Raw genomic sequence first — 17,633 nt, 5'->3', positions numbered from 1 at the left:
GAGGCAGGAATCCGGCAGCGATGATCGGCGCGTTTGAAAGCATGGTGCGGCAGTGTCCGCAGCGCACATGCTTCACGTACGTTGACGAAGCGGGCAACGAGACAGCGTACTCGTATCGCGAGACGCGTATGTTGTCCGCTGCGCTTGCTCGGCTCCTGCTCGATCGCGGCGTGCGTTCGGGTGACTGCGTGGCCGTCGATTTGCCGAACTGCCCCGAGTACGTGATGCTCATGCTGGCCGCCGCGTACGGCGGATTCGCCCTCGTCACGCTGAACAATCGCCTGACCGATGCCGAGAAGTTCAGCCGCTTGCTCGACATCGAGCGCAAGCCCGACGTGCGACTGGCGTCCCTGCGCATCGACGGAAGCAACGCGAGCCGTCTCGTGGACAGCGCGCAGGCGCTGCTTGCGGGCGAGATGCAGGTGAGCTCCGGGGTGGCCTCGCGCACGGCGGGCCGCGCGCCGCGCACGAGCTTCGCAGGTCGTGCCAACGCGGCCACCGCTGAGGCGCGCACCACGAAAGCGCTCGGGCGCGCAAGCACGGGCCGCGCCTCGCTGCGTCGTCGCAACGAAGTGGCGCAACAGGACGCCGCCGAGAGCGTCATCCACTTCGCCGAGCATGCCTCGCACGTGTTCGACCTCGACGCGCGCGCCGTGGTCATGTTCACCTCGGGCACCACCGGTCGCGCCAAAGCCGTGTCGCTCACCTGGTCGAACATCTGCGGGGCATCCCTTGCTTCCAACACCGCCCTCAACCGTCACGGCGAAGGCCTGTGGCAGGCGGTGCTGCCGCTCTACCACATCGGCGGCTTCCAGGTGATTGTGCGCAGCATCCTCAACTGCTGCCCGTTCGCGCTGTACGCGCGCTTCGACGCGAAGCGCCTGCTGGCCGACGCGGCGAAGAAGGGCGCCACTCATGTGTCGGTGGTGGACAAGATGCTGCAGGACATGCTGGCGCTCGACCATGCCGAAACGGTGGCGCGCTACGCCTGCATCCTGCTGGGCGGCGGCGCCCTCAACCCGCAGACGCTCGATCGCGCGCAGCGCGCGGGCGCGCGGGTGTACGCGAGCTACGGCATGACCGAGACGTCGAGCCAGATTGCGCACGCCCAGGTGACCGGCTCGTTCACGGGCGGGTTGCGTCTGCTGCCCGGGTACGAGGCCCACATCGTGGACCCGGGCGAGGACGGGTTCGGCCGCCTTGCCGTGAAGGGCCCGGGCCTGTTCGGCGGGTACCTCAACGCGCGCGCGGCGTACACGGTGGACGGGTTCTTCCTCACGGGCGACACGGCGGCGCTGTACGGCGGGCGGCTGTTCGTGAAGGAGCGCACGGAAGACATGTTCGTGTCGGGTGGCGAGAACGTGTACCCGGCCGAGATCAAGGAAAAGCTGCTGCGCGTGGCCGGGGTGGCCGACGCGCACGTGTTCGGCGCGCCCGACGCGCGATGGGGGCGGCGTCCCATCGCCTTCGTGGAGCGCGAAAAGCCGCGTCAGCCGCAGAAGGCAACGAGCCGCTACGCGCAGCAGGCGCAGGCTCAAGCCGCCGGGCTTGCGAACCTGTCGAACCGCCAGCTTGCCGCCGCCATTCGCGCGAGCTTGGCACCGCGCCTGTCGAAGCTGTACCTGCCCAAGCACGTGTGCGTGCTCGACGAGTTTCCGCGCACGGGCATCGGCAAAGTCAACCGCGCCGCGCTCGAGCAGGCGTACGACCAGCGCATCGAGGTCGTGCGCGTCACGCTGCACCGCATCCGCCTGCCGTTCATCACGCCCTTCAAAACGGCGAAGGGCACGCTGACGCACCGCGAATCGGTCATCGTGGAAGTGACCGACCATCAGGGCCGCACGGGCCTCGGCGAATGCGTGGCGTTCCCCACCGACTGGTACCTGCCCGAGACGCTCGACCAGGACGTGCGCATCCTGCACGACGTGCTTGCGCCGCTCGTGCTGCACGAGATGTTCCTCCATCCGCGCGAGGTGAGCGCCACGTTCGCCGCGGTGCCCGAACTCAAGGCGTTCCCGCTTGCGTGCGGAGCGCTCGAGCCCGCCCTGTGGGACCTGTACGGCAAGATCGTGGAGAAGCCGTTGTGGCAGCTCATCGGGGGTACGCCCGAGAGTGCGAACGCATCCGCGGGCGCCGCCGTCAAGGGCGGCAGCGTCGCTGTGCCGGCCGGGGCGGTGCTCGGCCTCGGTTCGGCAGTGGAAACGGTGGCCGCCGCGCGCCGCTGCGCCGATGCGGGCTACAAGCGCGTGAAGCTCAAGGTGAAGCCGGGCTCGGCGCTCGCCTGCGTGCAGGCGGTGCGCGCCGCGTTGCCCGACATCATGATCACGCTCGACGCCAACCAAAGCTTCTCGGAGCGCGAAGCCGAAGAGCTGCGCGCCCTCGACGGCCTGAACGTCGCCTGGATCGAAGAGCCGCTCGACCCGCGCCGCCTGCCCGCCGTCGGCCCGACGGACCTGTTCAGCCGCCTCGCGCGCCTGCAGCGGGGGATGCGCACGCCCCTCTGCCTCGACGAATCCATCGCGCGCCCCGACGACCTGCCGCGCGCGCTCGCGCATCCCGAGCTGCGCTGTTACGCGCTCAAGCTGGGCAAATGCGGCGGCGTGCAACCGGCGCTCGACTTCCTGCGTATGGCGCAGACGCGCGGCATCGACGTGTGGATGGGCGGGATGTACGACACGGGCGTTTCCAAGCGCCTGCATGCCGCGTTCGAGACGCTGCCCGCCGTGGGGTCGCCGGGCGATATCGGCGCGACGGCGCGCTACTTCTCCAGCGACATCACCGACCCGCCGTACACGGCCGAGCGCGGCATGGTCACGCTCAATCGCGAGGGATACGGTTCCGGATTGGGCTGCGACCTCAACCGATCGGTGCTGGACGGCGTGCTCGTAGAGCGCATGGTCATCGAATAACCCCTCTTGTCACCCTGAGCGAGCGAAGCGTGCCGAAGGATCCCGTACGTGTGCTCGTGCATGTTCGATTGGGATTGCCCTGCATGCAAAATGTTGCATAACGGTGTGCCGGATTGCAGCGTTGTGGAGTATCATGCTACCAGTCGTACAACGAGGAAACGGTGATTTTATGAGCGAATCCGCATCGCACCACCCGACCACGGCAGTTTCGGCTGCGTCGTCCGCGTCTCCGGACATTCCCCGACCCCAAGGCGGTTTAGGTATCTTCCGCCTGGTCACCACGGTTATCACGCTCATCGTTGGCGGTGGCGTGTTCACCCTGGCAGGCGACCAGGCAGCAGGTGGCGCCAGTGGCGCAGCTATCCTTACCGCATGGAGTATCTCGGGCATCGGCGTTCTGTGCCTGGTCATGACGTTCTTCGCGCTCTCGCGCATCAAGCCCGAATTGAAGGGCGGCATCTACAGCTATGCAAGCGCCGGTTTCGGCGACTTCCTGGGCTTCAACAGCGCCTGGGGCTATTGGATCAGCGCGCTGCTGTGCACGGTGAGCTTCTCGGCGCTGCTGTGCGGCGCGCTCGCGTACTTCTTCCCCATCTTCGGCGAGGGGACGAACCTTCCCTCGGTCATCGCGGCAAGCTGTCTCATCTGGTTCTACGTGTTCCTCGTGTCGCGCGGCATCAAGGAGGCGACGGGCGTCAACGCCGTCATCACCATCTCGAAGTTCGTGCCCATCTTCGTGGGCATCACGGCCATCATCTTCTTCCAGAAGTTCGACCTGGGCATCTTCATGGCGAACATGACCACCGGCGCCGATCCCGGCCTGCCGTTCTTCGACCAGGTGAGCAGCACCATGATGATCACCATCTGGGTGTTCGTCGGCATCGAGGGCGCGGTGGCTATTTCGGGTCGTGCCAAGAAAGAGCGCGACGTGGGCAAGGCCACCATCATCGCGTTCGTGTGCGTGCTGTCCATCTATCTTATGGTGAGCATGCTCAGCATGGGCGTTATGCCGCTGTCCGAGCTGGCCGAGCTGCCGAACCCGGCGCTTGCCGGCGTGCTGGAGCACGCGGTGGGGCAGTGGGGCGCCATCCTCATCAACGGCGGCGTGGTGCTGTCGCTCGTGGGCGCCATGCTGGGCTACACGGTGCTGTCGAGCGAGTCGCCCTACGAGGCCGCCGAGCAGGGCGTGTTTATCAAGGCGTTCGCGAAAACGAACAAGAAGGGCGCTCCCATCGTCACGCTCGTGGTGACGAACATCGTCGTGGAAGTGTTCCTCATCGCCATGCTGTTCTCGGACAGCACGTACCAGTTCTTCTACGCGCTGTCGGCCGGCATGATTCTGCTGCCGTACCTGCTGTCGGCGGCGTACTTCGCCAAAATCACGTTCACCGAGCCTGAGGCGTTCAAGGGCAAGGTGGGCGGCGCGCTCATCCTGTGGCGCATCTTCGGCATCTTCGGCGTGGTGTACAGCTTCTTCCTGGCGTGGGCGTCGGGAGCGGTGGGCCTCACGCTCATGTCGCTGCTGTACGCGCCCGGCATTGTGATGTACATCTGGGGAAAGAAGGAGCGCAACGAGCCGTACCTGAAGAGCACGGTGGACAAGGTGGTGGTGGCCATCATCCTGATTGCCGCCGTGATCTCGCTCGTGCTGCTGCTCACGGGGCAAGTGGTGCTGTAGCGCCGCCGCCCTTCGACATCGACCCTCCCCGAGGAGGCCCGCGCAAACTGCAAGCGCGGGCCTCCTCGTTGTTTGGGGAAGGAGGCTCACCCCGCCCGTGCTCCCTGCAATCCTTACCCTCCCACTTGACAAAATGATCGGGGGGGGGGCATTATATGTGGATGGGTAAGGAAATGTCGCACGGAGGGAGGCGCGAGGACGATGGGCGAGCTGACGGACGCGGTTGCGCGCGAGGGCGTGCGCTCCGTCGAGCGCATCGTGCCGGGCGACCCTATTCCCTACGAAGGCCCGCTTGCGAAGCCGCAGGCCAGAACACGCCGGGTCATGGCGCGCGTCTTGCAGTACCTCGCGGAGCACGAACGCCCCGACGGCCCCTTCGCCATCGTCTCGCGGCACGTGCTGCAGTGCGAGCTTGGCATCACGCCCGGACGTCTGCGCAACGTGCTGTACACGCTTGTGCGGTGCGGGTGCGTGCGAGTGATCGCCTGCTTTCGCGAAGACGGCGGTCAGCGGGAGAGCGCCTACCAGATTACCGACGAGGGGCGCGCCTTCCTGCGCACGTACCTGCATGAGAACATGTTGCCGCCTTCCGAGGCGTTGGGTTGACCCCTCCCGCTCGGCCGCTCGCTCGGGTACACTGAACGGTACACGACATTTTCGGGTCCGGGCGGCTGACGGAGGAAACGCATGGAGCTTTTAGAGGAGCGCATCAAGCACGACGGGGTGGTGAAGTCGGAGGGCGTGCTCAAGGTGGACAGCTTTCTGAATCACCAGCTGGACATCGACCTGTTCGACGCGATGGGCGAGGAGTTCAAGCGGCTGTTCGCCGACGCGCCTATCACGAAGATTCTCACCATCGAGGCGTCCGGCATTGGCATCGCATGCGTGGTGGCGCGGCACTTCGGCGTGCCGGTGGTGTTCGCGAAGAAGGCGCAAAGCATCAATCTCGACGGCGAGATGTACACGACGCGCATCGAATCGTTCACGCACAGCCGCGTGTACGACGTCATCGTGTCCAAGAAATTCCTCGGTGCCGACGACCACGTGCTGATCATCGACGATTTCCTGGCGAACGGCTGCGCGCTTAACGGGCTCATCGAGCTCGTTGACGAGGCCGGCGCCACGGTGGAGGGCATCGGCATCGCCATCGAGAAGGGCTTTCAGCCGGGCGGCGATGACCTGCGCCGCCGTGGGTACCGCCTCGAGTCGCTGGCCATCGTGGACGGCATGAACCCCGAGACGGGGGAGATCGCGTTCCGATGAAGCCATTCGCACACGAGAACCTGTTCAAGCTCGACGGCGACATCCCCGTCGTGCGCGCCATCCCGTATGGCATCCAGCACATCCTGGCCATGTTCGTGGCCAACCTCGCGCCCATCCTCATCGTAGGCGCGGCGGCGGGGCTCGCCGACGACCAAATTGGCATGCTCGTGCAAAGCGCCATGCTCATCGCGGGCATCGGCACGCTCATCCAGCTGTTTCCCCTGTGGCGTATCGGCTCGGGGCTGCCCATCGTCATGGGCATCAGCTTCACGTTCGTCACCGTGCTCACGGGTATCGTGGCAACGTACGGCTACAACGTGGCCATTGGCGCCATCATCGTGGGAGGTCTCATCGAGGGCGTGTTGGGCCTGTTCGCGAAGTATTGGCGCCGCATCATCTCGCCCATCGTGGCCGCGGTGGTGGTGACGGCCATCGGCTTCTCGCTGCTGGGCGTGGGTGCGTCTTCATTCGGCGGCGGCAGCGGGGCGGCCGACTTCGGCTCGCCGCAGAACCTGCTGCTGGGTACCATCTCGCTGGTGTCGTGCCTGGTATTCCAGGTGCTGGCGAAGGGGAAGACGAAGCAGCTGTCGGTCCTGTTCGGCCTGGTCATCGGGTACGCGTGCGCCGTGGTGGTGGGCGCGGTGGACTTCAGCGGGTTCGCGAACCTGCAGCTGTTCGCGCTGCCGCAGCTCATGCCGTTCGCCCCCGATTTCGACCTGGGCGCCATCGTGTCGGTGACGCTCATCTTCCTGGTGTCGGCTACCGAGACCATCGGCGACACGTCGGCTTTGACGATGGTGGGCCTCAATCGCGAGGTGAAGGAGAAGGAACTCACGGGCTCCATCGCGTGCGACGGCTTCGTCAGCTCGCTGTCCGCGTGCTTCGGCTGCCTGCCCATCACGTCCTTCTCGCAGAACGTGGGTCTCGTGGCCATGACGAAGGTGGTGAACCGCAAGGCTATCGCCACGGGCGCCGTGATCATGGTGCTGGCGGCGTTCCTGCCGATCATCAGCGTTATCTTCGCGTCGCTGCCCGAGGCGGTGCTGGGCGGCTGCACCATTATGATGTTCGGCAACATCATCGTGAGCGGGTTCCAGATGATCGCGCGGGCGGGTTTCACGCAGCGCAACATTTTGATTGCCGCGCTGTCGCTGGCCGTGGGCATCGGCTTCACGCAGGTGTCGGCCCTGTTCGCCAGCTTCCCGGCGCTCGTGCAAAGCGTGTTCGCGCAGAACTGCGTGGCCGTCGTGTTCCTGGTAGCCGTCGTGGCGAACCTCGTGCTGCCGAAGGATGCCGGCACGAACGACGCAGTTGCAGCCGAGGGTGAGACGTCGAGCGATGTTCCCGTCCTCGAAGAGGATGGTGATCTCGCGCCGGCGTAGAGACGGCGCGGTGGGATGGCTCGCGACGAGGGCTGCCTTTCTAGCGGGCTTTTGTGAGAACGGGGACTTGGGCTACGAGGCAGAGGCCAAGGATGCCGATGGCGGCGATGGGGATGATGACTTTCATGGGAGTGCTCATGCGCGCTTCCTTTCGTTGCGGTGCGTGACGCCTTCCACCTTACCCGTCCCGCTTTGCGAGAACATGACAAAACCCACCGTTTCCCTTACATTTTCGTCACTTTGACATAAGGGAGTGTCGCACTTGTGGAAACATGCGGGTTTCAGGTAACGGACATATGACCGGGTGCAACAATGCCGTACGATTGCAAGGCGAATAGTCATACAAAGGAGGACCATCCGCAATTATGCACCCAGCAGTCAGTTTGCTTCTTGTCCTGTTTTTCCTGCTCATGAATGCGTTCTTCGTCGCCGCCGAGTTCTCGCTCGTGCGCGTGCGAAAGTCGCAAGTTGAAATCCTTGTCGACGAAGGTCGCAAGGGCGCCAAGAACACCAAGCTTGTCGCCGACAACGTGAACGCGTACCTGTCGGCCTGCCAGCTTGGCATCACGCTGGCATCGCTCGCTCTCGGCTGGTTGGGCGAACCCGCGGTGTCCGAGCTCATCGGCCCGCTGCTTGCCGCCTTCGGCCTGCCCGAGGCAGCCATCCACGCCATCGCCCTCGTCATCGGCTTCGTGGTGATCACGGCGCTGCACATCGTGGTGGGCGAGCTTATCCCGAAGTCGCTGGCCATTTTCTCCACCGAACGATATGCCCTGTTCACGGCTACGCCGCTGGTGTGGTTCTACCGCATCACGTACCCCATCATGTGGCTGTTCAACAGCATCACGAACGGCGTGATGAAGCTGCTCGGCCATGACGTGGCCAACGAGCACGAGGTGTACACCGACGAGGAAATCAAGCTGCTCATCGACGAGAGTACCGAAAGCGGCCTCATCGACCCCGAGCAGAACGAATACGTGGACAACATCTTCGACCTGGGCGACAAAGACGCCGAGGCCATCATGACGCCGCGTACCGATGTGGTGTGCATCGACCTCGACGACCCGCTCGAGGAGAACCTGCAAACGGTGCTGCAGTACAAGTACACGCGCTACCCGGTGTGCCGCGGCAGCAAGGACCGCATCGTCGGCTTCGTGCACGTGAAAGACCTGTACACGCTGCCGCCCCATAGCACCAACGAGGATTTGCGCATCCGCATGATTCAGGCGGTGCCCGAGAGCGTGCCCATCGCGAAGCTCCTGCAGACGCTGCAGGAGAAGCGCACGAAGATTGCCGTGGTCATCGACGAGCACGGCGGTACGGCCGGCATCGTCACGATGAGCGACATCATGGAGCAGATCGTGGGCCGCATCGACGACGAGTACGCGCACGGCGGCTCGGACGAAGTGGTGCAGCTTGACGACGGCAGCTACCTCATCGACGGCTCGCTGCCCATCGACGAGGTGGGCGAGCTTATCGGCTTCGAGCCCGTCGAGTCCGAGGAATGCGAGACGGCCGGCGGCCTGCTGCTCACCGTGTTCGACCGCATCCCCGCCGAGGGCGACTCCGTCACGGTTGAGGACGGCGACCGCGCCAAAGCCACGTTTACCGTGGTTGACATGGACCGCCATCGCATCGACAAGATTCGCGTCGTGCTCGAGCGCGCCCCGGAGGGCGACGCCGACTAGCCGCTAGCTCACCGTCACGCCGGCGAAGCGTTCGGCGTTGTGCCAGAGCATGTTCTCCAGTTCGTCCTCGGTGAAGCCTGCCGTGACGAACTGGTCGTACTCGGCCGCGGGGCTCCACATGGGGTAGTCCGACCCGAACATGATGCGGTCGGTGCCCCACATGCGCGCGAGCTCCACCGTGCGGCGCTGCCCCAGGAAGAACTGGGAGCTTGAGGCGTCCACGAACAGGTTCTCGGCGTTGTGCAGAATATCGTAGCCCACTTCGTAGCGCGACCAGCAGCCGAAGTGGGCGGCATCCACCACGAGGTTCGGGAACGCCTTGAGCACGTTCATGAGGCGATTCGGGTGCGAGTAATCGTAGCGGTAGTCGCCCGTGTGGATGACGATGGGCAGGCGCCCCTCGATGATCTCGTAGATGTTCATGAGCCGCGGATCGTCCATGTTCACGTGCTGCGTGTCCGGGTGCAGCTTCATGCCCTTGAGGCCGAGGCCGATGGCACGCTCGATCTCTTTTTCCGGCTCGGGATAATCTTGATGCATGGCCATGAAGCCGATGAACTCGGGGTGCAGCCGACATTGCTCGGCGATGAAGTTGTTGATGGATTCCACGCTGCCCGGCGTGGTTGCCACCGAGTGCACGATGAAGTGCGTGATGGGCGCCTGCTCCTGCGCGGACAGCAGGTGCTCCACCGTGCCTTCGCCGAACATGTCGACCAGGTAGAAATCGCCGACGGCGTCGACGGCTTTCGGCGCGATTTTCTCGGGATAGATATGGGCATGGGCATCGATGACGGCCATGGGGAATGCTCCTTCGCTGCGACTTCGTTAGGATGGTGCCGGCGGTGCCGGGCGGGGCCTTGCGACCCGTTTCGTGTTTCGCCTTCCGATTGTAGAGCATCGGTGCCGTCGTCGCATTAATCAAAGCGCGGTTCTTGGGGATTTGAGGGCGTCGCTTGGCCGCCGCAACCAATACTTGCGGCTTTTGCCCACCAGATATGCTGGTGCAACCGGCTCCCGCCCGTCTACTATGGGATGCAAAGAAACGACAAAGGAGCTTTCATGGCAGATGTGCGGGTGCAGGCGGCGGGAATCACCGGGTTGGAAATCAAGTGGGCATCGGGCGCGGTTGACGTGGTTGTGGTGGACGACGGGACGTGCGACGCCATCGAGCTGACCGAGACGGCATCGCGCCCCTTGTTCGAGGGGCAGCAGATGCGGTGGCGCGTTGTGGGCGGCACGCTTGAGATCGATTACGGTTCCTGGTTGGAATGCATGATGGTGTGGCGAAAGGACCTCGAAGTGCGCATCCCCCGCGCATACGCGAGCGCCTTCGAGCGGGTGACCATCGATGGGGCATCGGGCTCGTACCGTGTGCGTGGCGTCGGATGCGGCACGCTGCGGCTCAAATTGGCTTCGGGAAAGATCGACGTTCAGCAGGTGGCGGCGCACGCGCTGAGCGTCGATGTGGCAAGCGGGCAGGTGTCGGCTTCGGGCCGTTTCGAGGACAGCGTCGCCGTGCATGCGGCGTCGGGCAAGGCGTGGATCGCGTGCGACGGCCTGTGCCCGCGCACCATCGATACCACCATCGCGAGCGGCGGCGTGCACGTGGCGCTGCCTGCCACGGCGGGGTTCACCGCGCGCATCACGAAAGCGTCGGGCAGGTTCTCGAGCGGTTTCCCGCTCGAGCAAAGCGGCGGCGCATACCGCCACGGCGACGGCTCCGCCCGCATCACCGCCCGCATGGCCAGCGGCTCCTTCGCTCTGGACTCCGTGGGGTAGAGGTGAGGGGTGCGCAGAAAAGGCAGGGGCGCGGCCCGTTCGGCACCGCGTCCCCGCAATCGGTTTACGCCTGCGCCGCTTGCTGACCGGCAACGCGGCCGTTGATCAGGCAGTCGGCCGTAGCGCACGACCCCAGACGGCAGGCGCCGTGTACGCCGCCGGTCACTTCGCCCGCGGCGTACAGGCCGGGGATGGGATTCAGGCTCACGTCGAGCACCTGCGCGTTCGTGTCGGTTTTGAGGCCACCCATGGTGTGGTGCACCTTCGGCCAGACGCGCGTGACGTAGTACGGCGGCACGGACACCGGCTTGGCCTCCTCGGGGATCATCTTGTGGAAGTCCTCGTCGTTGCGCGCTTCGACGAACCCGTTGTAGCGGTCGATTTCAGCCTTGAGCGCGTCGAGCGGAATGTCGAACTTCGCGGCGATGTCCTCGACGCTGTCCATCTTCCACGTGATGCCGTTGTCCATGGCGGGCTGCAGGTTCGCCTCGAAGTTCCATGCAGGAATGTTCTGCTCGTCCACAATCTGAATGAGCGGCACGCCGTTGGCAACGATGGCGTCGGAGTACACGCGGCGATCGGCCAGCTCGTTCACCACGCGCTTGCCGGTTTGCGGATCGACGGTGAGGCAGTACGCCACGTTCGCGTCGATGTAGCTGGGGCCCTTGCCGTATCCCACCTCGTCGGGGCTGCACCACGGGCCCAGCTGAATCCAGTCGAGATGCACGGGCAGCGCGCCGGATGCCATCGCGGCGGCCAAAGCCTCGGACGTTGCGCCCGGCTGGTTCGTGCAGTCCACGTCCTCGCCCACGCGCGGGTCGTGCTTCGAGCGCCACACCACGTCGTTGCCGAAGCCGCCGGATGCCATCACCACGGCGCGCGACGCCTTGATGGTGTAGGGGGTGCCCGATGAGGGGTCGTTGTTCTTCGCGCCCTTGTTCACCTGCACGCCCACCACGCGGCCGGCATCGTCGCGGAAGAGCTTCGTCAGCATGCGGCCGGTTTCAACTTCCACGCCCATCTCGGACAGCTTGTCCAGAAGCGGCTGCACCATAGCCGAGCCGTGGCCGATTTTGGGATGCAGCGTGCGCACGGTGTTGTGGCCGCCGTAGGGGATGACGTTGACGTTGCCCGCTTCGTCGGTGTCCCACTCCACCCCCAGCACGTCGCGCGTCCACTCCCATGTCTCGTTGGACTTCTCGGCGATGGTGCGGCACTTCTCTTCGTCGTTCATGTTCAAGCCGGCGGCCATCATATCGGCCACGTACTTGTCCACGGAGTCTTCGATGCCCTTGGCCTTCTGCGCGGACGACATGCATACGGCGAAGTCGCCGTCGGCGATCATGGAGTTACCGCCCGGCGTGCCCATTTTCTCGATGACCTTCGTGTCGGCACCGGCGTTCTTGGCTTCGTACGCCGCGGCAAGTCCCGCGTAGCCCGAGCCGACAACCAGCACTTCGCACTCTTCGTCCCACGACGCAGGCAGCCCCGTGCCCGAACCCGGTTGCGCGGACGCGGCGTCCGCGTTCTTCGGCGCGCAGCCAGCCAGGCCCGCCCCCGCGAGCGCCACGGACCCAACGGCGAGCCCCTTCAGAAAATTCCTTCTCCCCATCTGCGTGTTCATATGCATCCTCCCGATTGCATGCGCGTATGCGCTTGGTAGTGCACCCGTCGCGGACGGCCGGTGCAAGTGTCGAGGGGAGCATGGCAGGTTGCGGAAACATGCGTGTACCACCATTGGAGCTATTTTCGGGAAAAACCGGGGTGCGACGTGGTCGACCAAAAGGAGGTACGAGGCTGCGATCAGGCGTTTTCTTCGTCGCTTTGCGCGCCTTGCAGCAGATCGAGCAAGTCTTGCCGGGAGTGTACGTCCAATTTCGCATAGGCGCGACGGATGTGCGTCTTCACCGTGTAGTTCGACAGCACAAGCTTTTCGGCGATATAGACGGCGCTGCGGCCCTGCGCGTACAATCCGAGGATCTCTTGCTCGCGCGATGTGAGGCCGGCCGGTTCGGCGACGGCGGCCAAGCGGGCGGCGAAGAGGTCGCTTGCATCCTCGAGGTGCTCGGTGGCCGCTCCGGATGCGGCGGTGTTCGGGCTGGCAAGCAGCTGCTCGGTGCGCTGTTGCTTCAACACGTACAGCCCGATGGCCAAGCAGCCGATGAACAGAATCCACAGGCTCACGGTGGACAGCGCGCTCGCGACCGCGGGCGAGAGCGGCCCCGCGCTCGACAGCGCCATGGCCAGCCCGCGACCGCCCAGCAACCCCAGGCGCATGGTGCCCAGCCCCAGCGCGTAGATGACGAAGCCGCCGAGCGGGCTGCGATGCCCCTCCCAGGCGAACACCACCCACACGAACAGGCCGAAGAAGTTGAACAGCACCGCAGGAAAGCCGCTCGTGAAGAACGATTGGTCGGTGACAAGCGAGCGACCCATGAGCACGGTGGCCAGCACGATGGGAACGATGATCATGACGACGACGCTCGAGCTGGGTTTCGCTTTGATGGCGTACAGCAGCACGGCGAGCGAGATGGCGATGATGCCAATTTGCACCTCGGGCGAGGTGATGAACTGCTCCGACGCCATGAGCGCGTCGATTTGCATCATCGTGCCAAACAGGAACGAGAACGCGAAGCTGCCCACAAGCGACACCTTCGTGAACGACGATAGGCGGGCGGGTGCGTCCGAGCGGGGCGCCTCGACGGCGTTCATGCTGAAGTCGAGCTTCGCCAAGCAGCACCCGAGCAGCAGCACTGACGCTACGGGCAGCACCGCCTGCATGGCGGTTCCCGCATCGGTGCCGGTGCTCAGCGAGATGAGCAGCGAGAACGTGCTCCATAGCAGGTAGGCGCCCGCCACGAGCACGGTGGAGACGGCGGGAATGAACGAGGCGAAGCACACGCCCCAGCACAGGTTGAGCAGCGCGAGGGCGATGTACACGACGGTTTGCAGCGGCATGACGAGGCTGTTGGGAAACATGCCCGAGGCGAGAGCTACCATGGCAAGCGCGCACGCGGCAGCGCAGATGAAGTACAGCGCACGCGACGAGTGCGCGCGGAAGCGGTACGCGAGGTATCCGCCGACGAGGTACGTGAGCGTCTCGGCGATGAGCAGGGGAAAGGGCGTCAGACCGAACGCCCCAAAGCTAGGAGACGGCACTTGCAGTACGACGAACGCCCCGTCACCAAGCATGACGGCGGCCAGCAGCCACCACGGATGCGCTACGCTACGTTCCACGAACCCCCTCTTTCGTCTCATGGCGAGATGCCATTATAGCGCGAAACCATGAGCGGAAATTTATGAACGTTTTGTGAAGTAGCGAGATAATGTTTGCTCATCAAGGAGGAGAAGAGTAATATCCTTTCTTGCCGCTTTTCCTGTTTGAAAGCTATTCGGGCAGGAAGGGTAGGCGCAACATAACGGTGCGGGGTGGAGCAGTCTGGTAGCTCGCCGGGCTCATAACCCGGAGGTCGTAGGTTCAAATCCTGCCCCCGCGACCATTGAACCTAACAGGTCGGAAGCTAAGCTTCCGACCTTTTTGTTTCATCTTTGACTGCGCCTTGTTTTGTACGTTTTTTGTACTTCTCCCTTTTCGGATATGCGAGCACCCTGTATCACGGGCTGTGAATAAGCGTGCGGAGGGAGAGCCATGTTTAAGGTGCTTGCCATTGGGGATATGCACTTGAAGCAGGAGATCATCCTGCCGAGGATTGTCGTGTTGGCAGAGCGGTACGAGGTTGATTGCGTAGTGCTGCTTGGCGACTGCTGCGACGAATGCCACGCGGACAACGACATGTGCATGAGGGGCCTGTACTGCCTTGCCGATTGGGTGGACGAGTGCCGGTCTCCGGGCTTGCGGGTTGACGTGCTGCTGGGGAACCACGGTTACCAATATCTTCCTGGAGGAGAGGGACCGGGCCCCATGCTGGCCTCATGGGCATGGTGCGTGCCTTTCTGATTGATCTTGAACCCGTTATTGCCGTCGAGATCGACGGGTTTTTTGTTTATCCATGCCGGCGTAACCGATGGTTGGGCCGAGCGCTGCCTTGACGAGCCTTGCGATGCTGCGGACGCATACGTTCAGCTTAACGACATGTATCAAAGTTCCCAGATCACCGTGTGCTGGCCGCATGCGGTCCGGGCAGAGGAGGTTGGGATACGCCGAGTCCTTTGTGGACCGATTGCGAGGAGCTAAGGGAAGACCCCTTTCCCGGCATCGGCCAAATAGTCGGACATACTCCTTTGAGCACATGCGAATCGGGCGATGGAGGATTCGATGCTTTTGATGCAGACGAACGACTATGGTTCTGCGATACGTTCTCGCTGAACAGCAGCATGCGACCGCTCGGGGACAGGAGCATGCTGCTCATTGACGACGAAAATGTTTCCGTCGTGGGTGGAGGGGACGATTGTGAGTTGGAGCCTTGGGAAGACGCGGTTGCAAGCTGGCTTCGAAATTGAAAAATGGAATGGGGGGGGGGGTTCTTCATGGACGCATCAGACGGTTGTGATTTTTGCAGAAAGCGCAAACCCCTTCAAAAGAGGACGGAGGCGTATGGGGGCATCTTAGACGTGATCCTTTATGAAGATACCCTTGATGCCTATACCTCTCTTCCCAATGAAGGGAGTGTGGTCGCGAACACTTTGATGACCATAGGCTGCTGCCCATGACTTGAAGTGGGGTTTGCCTGCGGGGACTTGGTGCACACCCCGCTACGCCGGACGCGGACAACCTTCGATGGGCTTGCGTGCGGTAGTGGCTGTGCCACGCGCTTCGCAGACAGATAAATATGGCGACTTGTATATTCGATGATAATTCAACGCATATTTATATAGCGGGCTTTTATCTTCTGCGTGGATGAGCTAAGAGTGCATCGTTCTTCTCGCTTGTTGGTAACGCGAGCTTGTCGTTCTTCTCATAAGTGGATATTATGGCTGGCAGAAGCACTCGCAGTACGTGGTAGAATGTCTTTTTCCTGCTAACCGTTTTGGGGGTATGAGGGCAGCAGGGTTTCCGTTATACTTTTCAGCTGGATTTGCCTCTTCCGAGCGTGTCTTGGCAGATGCGCTCGTCTCCGTATTGAGAAGGATAATTGGATGCCGATTGCTGGAAAGACTGTCAAGCTGCGAGCCGTGGACTTGTTCGCGGGATGCGGAGGCATGTCCAAAGGCTTCGAAAACGCTGGCTATGATATTTCGGCAGCGTTCGAGTTCTGGAGGCCAGCGATTGATGTCTATAAAGCGAACTTTTCGCATCCTGTTGTGGAGCAGGACCTTTCGAAGGTCGATGAGTCTGTCGAAAAGATAAGAGCTTACTACCCGGACATCGTCATTGGAGGCCCGCCCTGCCAGGACTTTTCAACTGCCGGCTACCAGGATGAGACCCGTGGGAGGGCGATTCTCTCCGTCTGCTACGCACGTGTAGTGGCAGCGGTGAAGCCGCACTACTTCGTCATGGAGAACGTTGCCACGATTCGAAACACTGAATCGTTTCGTAAGGTGATCGTTGCCTTCAAAGAGGCAGGCTATGGGCTTACGCAGAAGATGCTCAACGCCGCATACTGCGGTGTCCCGCAGACGCGCAAGCGTATGTTCGTAGTCGGCGAGCTTGGCGGCGATGATGGTTTTCTCGACGAAGAACTTGAGCGAGGGTTCGCCGATAAACCCATGACCATCCGCGACCACCTCGGGGATTCTCTCGGAATCGACTACTACTTCCGCGTACCGACGAACTATACGCGTAGAGGGGTCTTCAGCATAGACGAGCCATCTATGACCATTCGCGCCGTGGACCGACCTATCCCGAAGGGATACAAGGGTCATCCCAGCGATCCCGTACCTGTGAGCGAGGTCAGGGGGCTTACTCCTAAGGAGCGCAGCCTCATACAAACCTTTCCCGAGGATTTCGAGTTCTTCGGTGGCAAGTCAGACATGAACACTATGATCGGCAACGCCGTTCCAGTGAATCTTGCCTCATACGTTGGCAACGCTCTTATGCGCTACGTTGTCAGCAAGCAGGAGGGAGCCGGCGATGCGCGTAGTTGACCTTTTTGCAGGATGCGGTGGCATGTCGTACGGGTTCGAGCAGGCGGGCTTCGACGTCGTTGCCGCCTTCGACAACTGGGACTCTGCCATCAGGATTTACGAGGCTAACTTCGACCACCCCATATACAAGCGTGACCTCAGTATCGATGACATCACTCCGACGGTTCGCAAGCTGAAGCCCGATGTCATTGTGGGCGGGCCTCCTTGCCAAGACTACTCGATTGCTGGGAAGAGGCAGATCGGTGAGCGTGCGAACCTTACCGTGAAGTACGCCGAGCTCGTCATCGCTATCAAGCCGACCTGGGTCGTTTTCGAGAACGTCTACAACATCGAGCGCTTCCCTACGTTGCCGAAGATGGAGCAGAGGCTTCGTGACGCCGGATATGGAATCACCACGCATGTGCTTGATGCAAGCCGTTGTGGTGTGCCGCAGAAGCGCAGGCGTTTTTTCCTGATCGGCAAACTCGGAGAGAAGGATGGCTTCTTCGACGATGCGATCGTTGCGAACTTCTCGAAAAAGCAGATGACCGTTCGCGACTATCTTGGCGATAAACTTGGGACGCAGTATTATTACATGCATCCCCGCAGCTATAACCGTCGCGCTGTATTCTCTATCGATGAACCATCGGCAACGATTCGCGGCATCAATCGGCCGATTCCAGAGAGCTATAAACACCACCACGCTGACAAGGCAGATATTTCCGATGGCGTGAGGGCGCTCACGACGCGTGAGCGTGGCTACTTGCAGACGTTCCCCGACTCGTTCGAGTTTCCCGGAGCGAAGACTGATGTGGAACTTGCAATCGGCAATGCCGTCCCGCCAAATCTCTCGAAATATGTCGCGACCTGCATAAAGGATTACGCTGAAGAATAGAGCCCTGCATTGTCC

At 62.6% G+C, this 17,633-nt stretch carries 13 protein-coding genes and 1 tRNA gene; 11 read left to right on the top strand and 3 right to left on the bottom strand.

The window, feature by feature from the left end:
* The first annotated feature begins 20 nt into the window (after positions 1-20).
* From menC to C1876_RS12865, 6 genes are all read left to right on the top strand, one after another.
* A complete protein-coding gene (gene menC / locus C1876_RS12890; RefSeq protein WP_114547134.1) occupies positions 21-2,909 on the top strand; it encodes an o-succinylbenzoate synthase in 2,889 nt (962 codons plus the stop codon).
* A 169-nt stretch (positions 2,910-3,078) separates the two neighbouring features.
* On the top strand, positions 3,079-4,587 hold the full coding sequence (locus C1876_RS12885; protein ID WP_114547133.1) for a basic amino acid/polyamine antiporter: 1,509 nt from the start codon (positions 3,079-3,081) through the stop codon (positions 4,585-4,587).
* Positions 4,588-4,788: 201 nt separating this feature from the next.
* Positions 4,789-5,193 carry a hypothetical protein gene (locus tag C1876_RS12880; RefSeq protein ID WP_114547132.1) on the top strand — a complete coding sequence of 135 codons (405 nt, stop codon included), beginning with the start codon at positions 4,789-4,791 and terminating at the stop codon, positions 5,191-5,193.
* An 81-nt stretch (positions 5,194-5,274) separates the two neighbouring features.
* Positions 5,275-5,850, top strand: coding sequence for a xanthine phosphoribosyltransferase (locus tag C1876_RS12875; protein ID WP_114547131.1), 576 nt, complete (start codon positions 5,275-5,277; stop codon positions 5,848-5,850).
* Positions 5,847-7,232, top strand: a complete 1,386-nt coding sequence (locus C1876_RS12870) for a uracil-xanthine permease family protein (RefSeq protein ID WP_114547130.1) — start codon at positions 5,847-5,849, stop codon at positions 7,230-7,232. The genes C1876_RS12875 and C1876_RS12870 overlap by 4 nt, the downstream gene beginning before the upstream one ends.
* Positions 7,233-7,597: 365 nt before the next feature.
* The gene (locus C1876_RS12865) at positions 7,598-8,920 is read left to right on the top strand and encodes a hemolysin family protein (protein ID WP_114547129.1); all 1,323 of its coding nucleotides are present in this window, start codon (positions 7,598-7,600) and stop codon (positions 8,918-8,920) included.
* Positions 8,921-8,923: 3 nt separating this feature from the next.
* On the opposite strand, the gene C1876_RS12860 is transcribed toward C1876_RS12865, so the two are convergent.
* Positions 8,924-9,718, bottom strand: coding sequence for an amidohydrolase family protein (locus C1876_RS12860; RefSeq protein WP_114547128.1), 795 nt, complete (start codon positions 9,716-9,718; stop codon positions 8,924-8,926).
* A 261-nt stretch (positions 9,719-9,979) separates the two neighbouring features.
* Between C1876_RS12860 and C1876_RS12855 the strand changes: the two genes are divergently transcribed.
* Positions 9,980-10,699, top strand: a complete 720-nt coding sequence (locus C1876_RS12855; protein WP_158544693.1) for a DUF4097 family beta strand repeat-containing protein — start codon at positions 9,980-9,982, stop codon at positions 10,697-10,699.
* Between the two features lie 64 nt (positions 10,700-10,763).
* Here the strand turns inward: C1876_RS12855 and C1876_RS12850 are convergent, their stop codons facing one another.
* Together C1876_RS12850 and C1876_RS12845 are read right to left on the bottom strand one after the other, a co-directional pair.
* Complete coding sequence (locus C1876_RS12850; RefSeq protein ID WP_244910148.1) at positions 10,764-12,323, bottom strand: flavocytochrome c; 1,560 nt, start codon at positions 12,321-12,323, stop codon at positions 10,764-10,766.
* A gap of 179 nt (positions 12,324-12,502) precedes the next feature.
* Complete coding sequence (locus C1876_RS12845; protein ID WP_158544692.1) at positions 12,503-13,936, bottom strand: helix-turn-helix transcriptional regulator; 1,434 nt, start codon at positions 13,934-13,936, stop codon at positions 12,503-12,505.
* Between the two features lie 186 nt (positions 13,937-14,122).
* Between C1876_RS12845 and C1876_RS12840 the strand changes: the two genes are divergently transcribed.
* From C1876_RS12840 to C1876_RS12825, 4 genes are all read left to right on the top strand, one after another.
* Positions 14,123-14,199: transfer RNA gene (locus C1876_RS12840), tRNA-Met, on the top strand.
* A gap of 149 nt (positions 14,200-14,348) precedes the next feature.
* The gene (locus C1876_RS12835) at positions 14,349-14,657 is read left to right on the top strand and encodes a hypothetical protein (protein WP_114547124.1); all 309 of its coding nucleotides are present in this window, start codon (positions 14,349-14,351) and stop codon (positions 14,655-14,657) included.
* Positions 14,658-15,796: 1,139 nt separating this feature from the next.
* Positions 15,797-16,744 carry a DNA cytosine methyltransferase gene (locus tag C1876_RS12830; RefSeq protein ID WP_114547123.1) on the top strand — a complete coding sequence of 316 codons (948 nt, stop codon included), beginning with the start codon at positions 15,797-15,799 and terminating at the stop codon, positions 16,742-16,744.
* Positions 16,731-17,618 carry a DNA cytosine methyltransferase gene (locus C1876_RS12825; protein ID WP_114547122.1) on the top strand — a complete coding sequence of 296 codons (888 nt, stop codon included), beginning with the start codon at positions 16,731-16,733 and terminating at the stop codon, positions 17,616-17,618. The genes C1876_RS12830 and C1876_RS12825 overlap by 14 nt, the downstream gene beginning before the upstream one ends.
* Positions 17,619-17,633 lie beyond the last annotated feature (15 nt).

Source organism: Eggerthella sinensis (assembly GCF_003339815.1).
GTDB classification, from domain to species: domain Bacteria; phylum Actinomycetota; class Coriobacteriia; order Coriobacteriales; family Eggerthellaceae; genus Eggerthella; species Eggerthella sinensis.
This window is presented reverse-complemented; position numbering and strand designations above follow the sequence as displayed.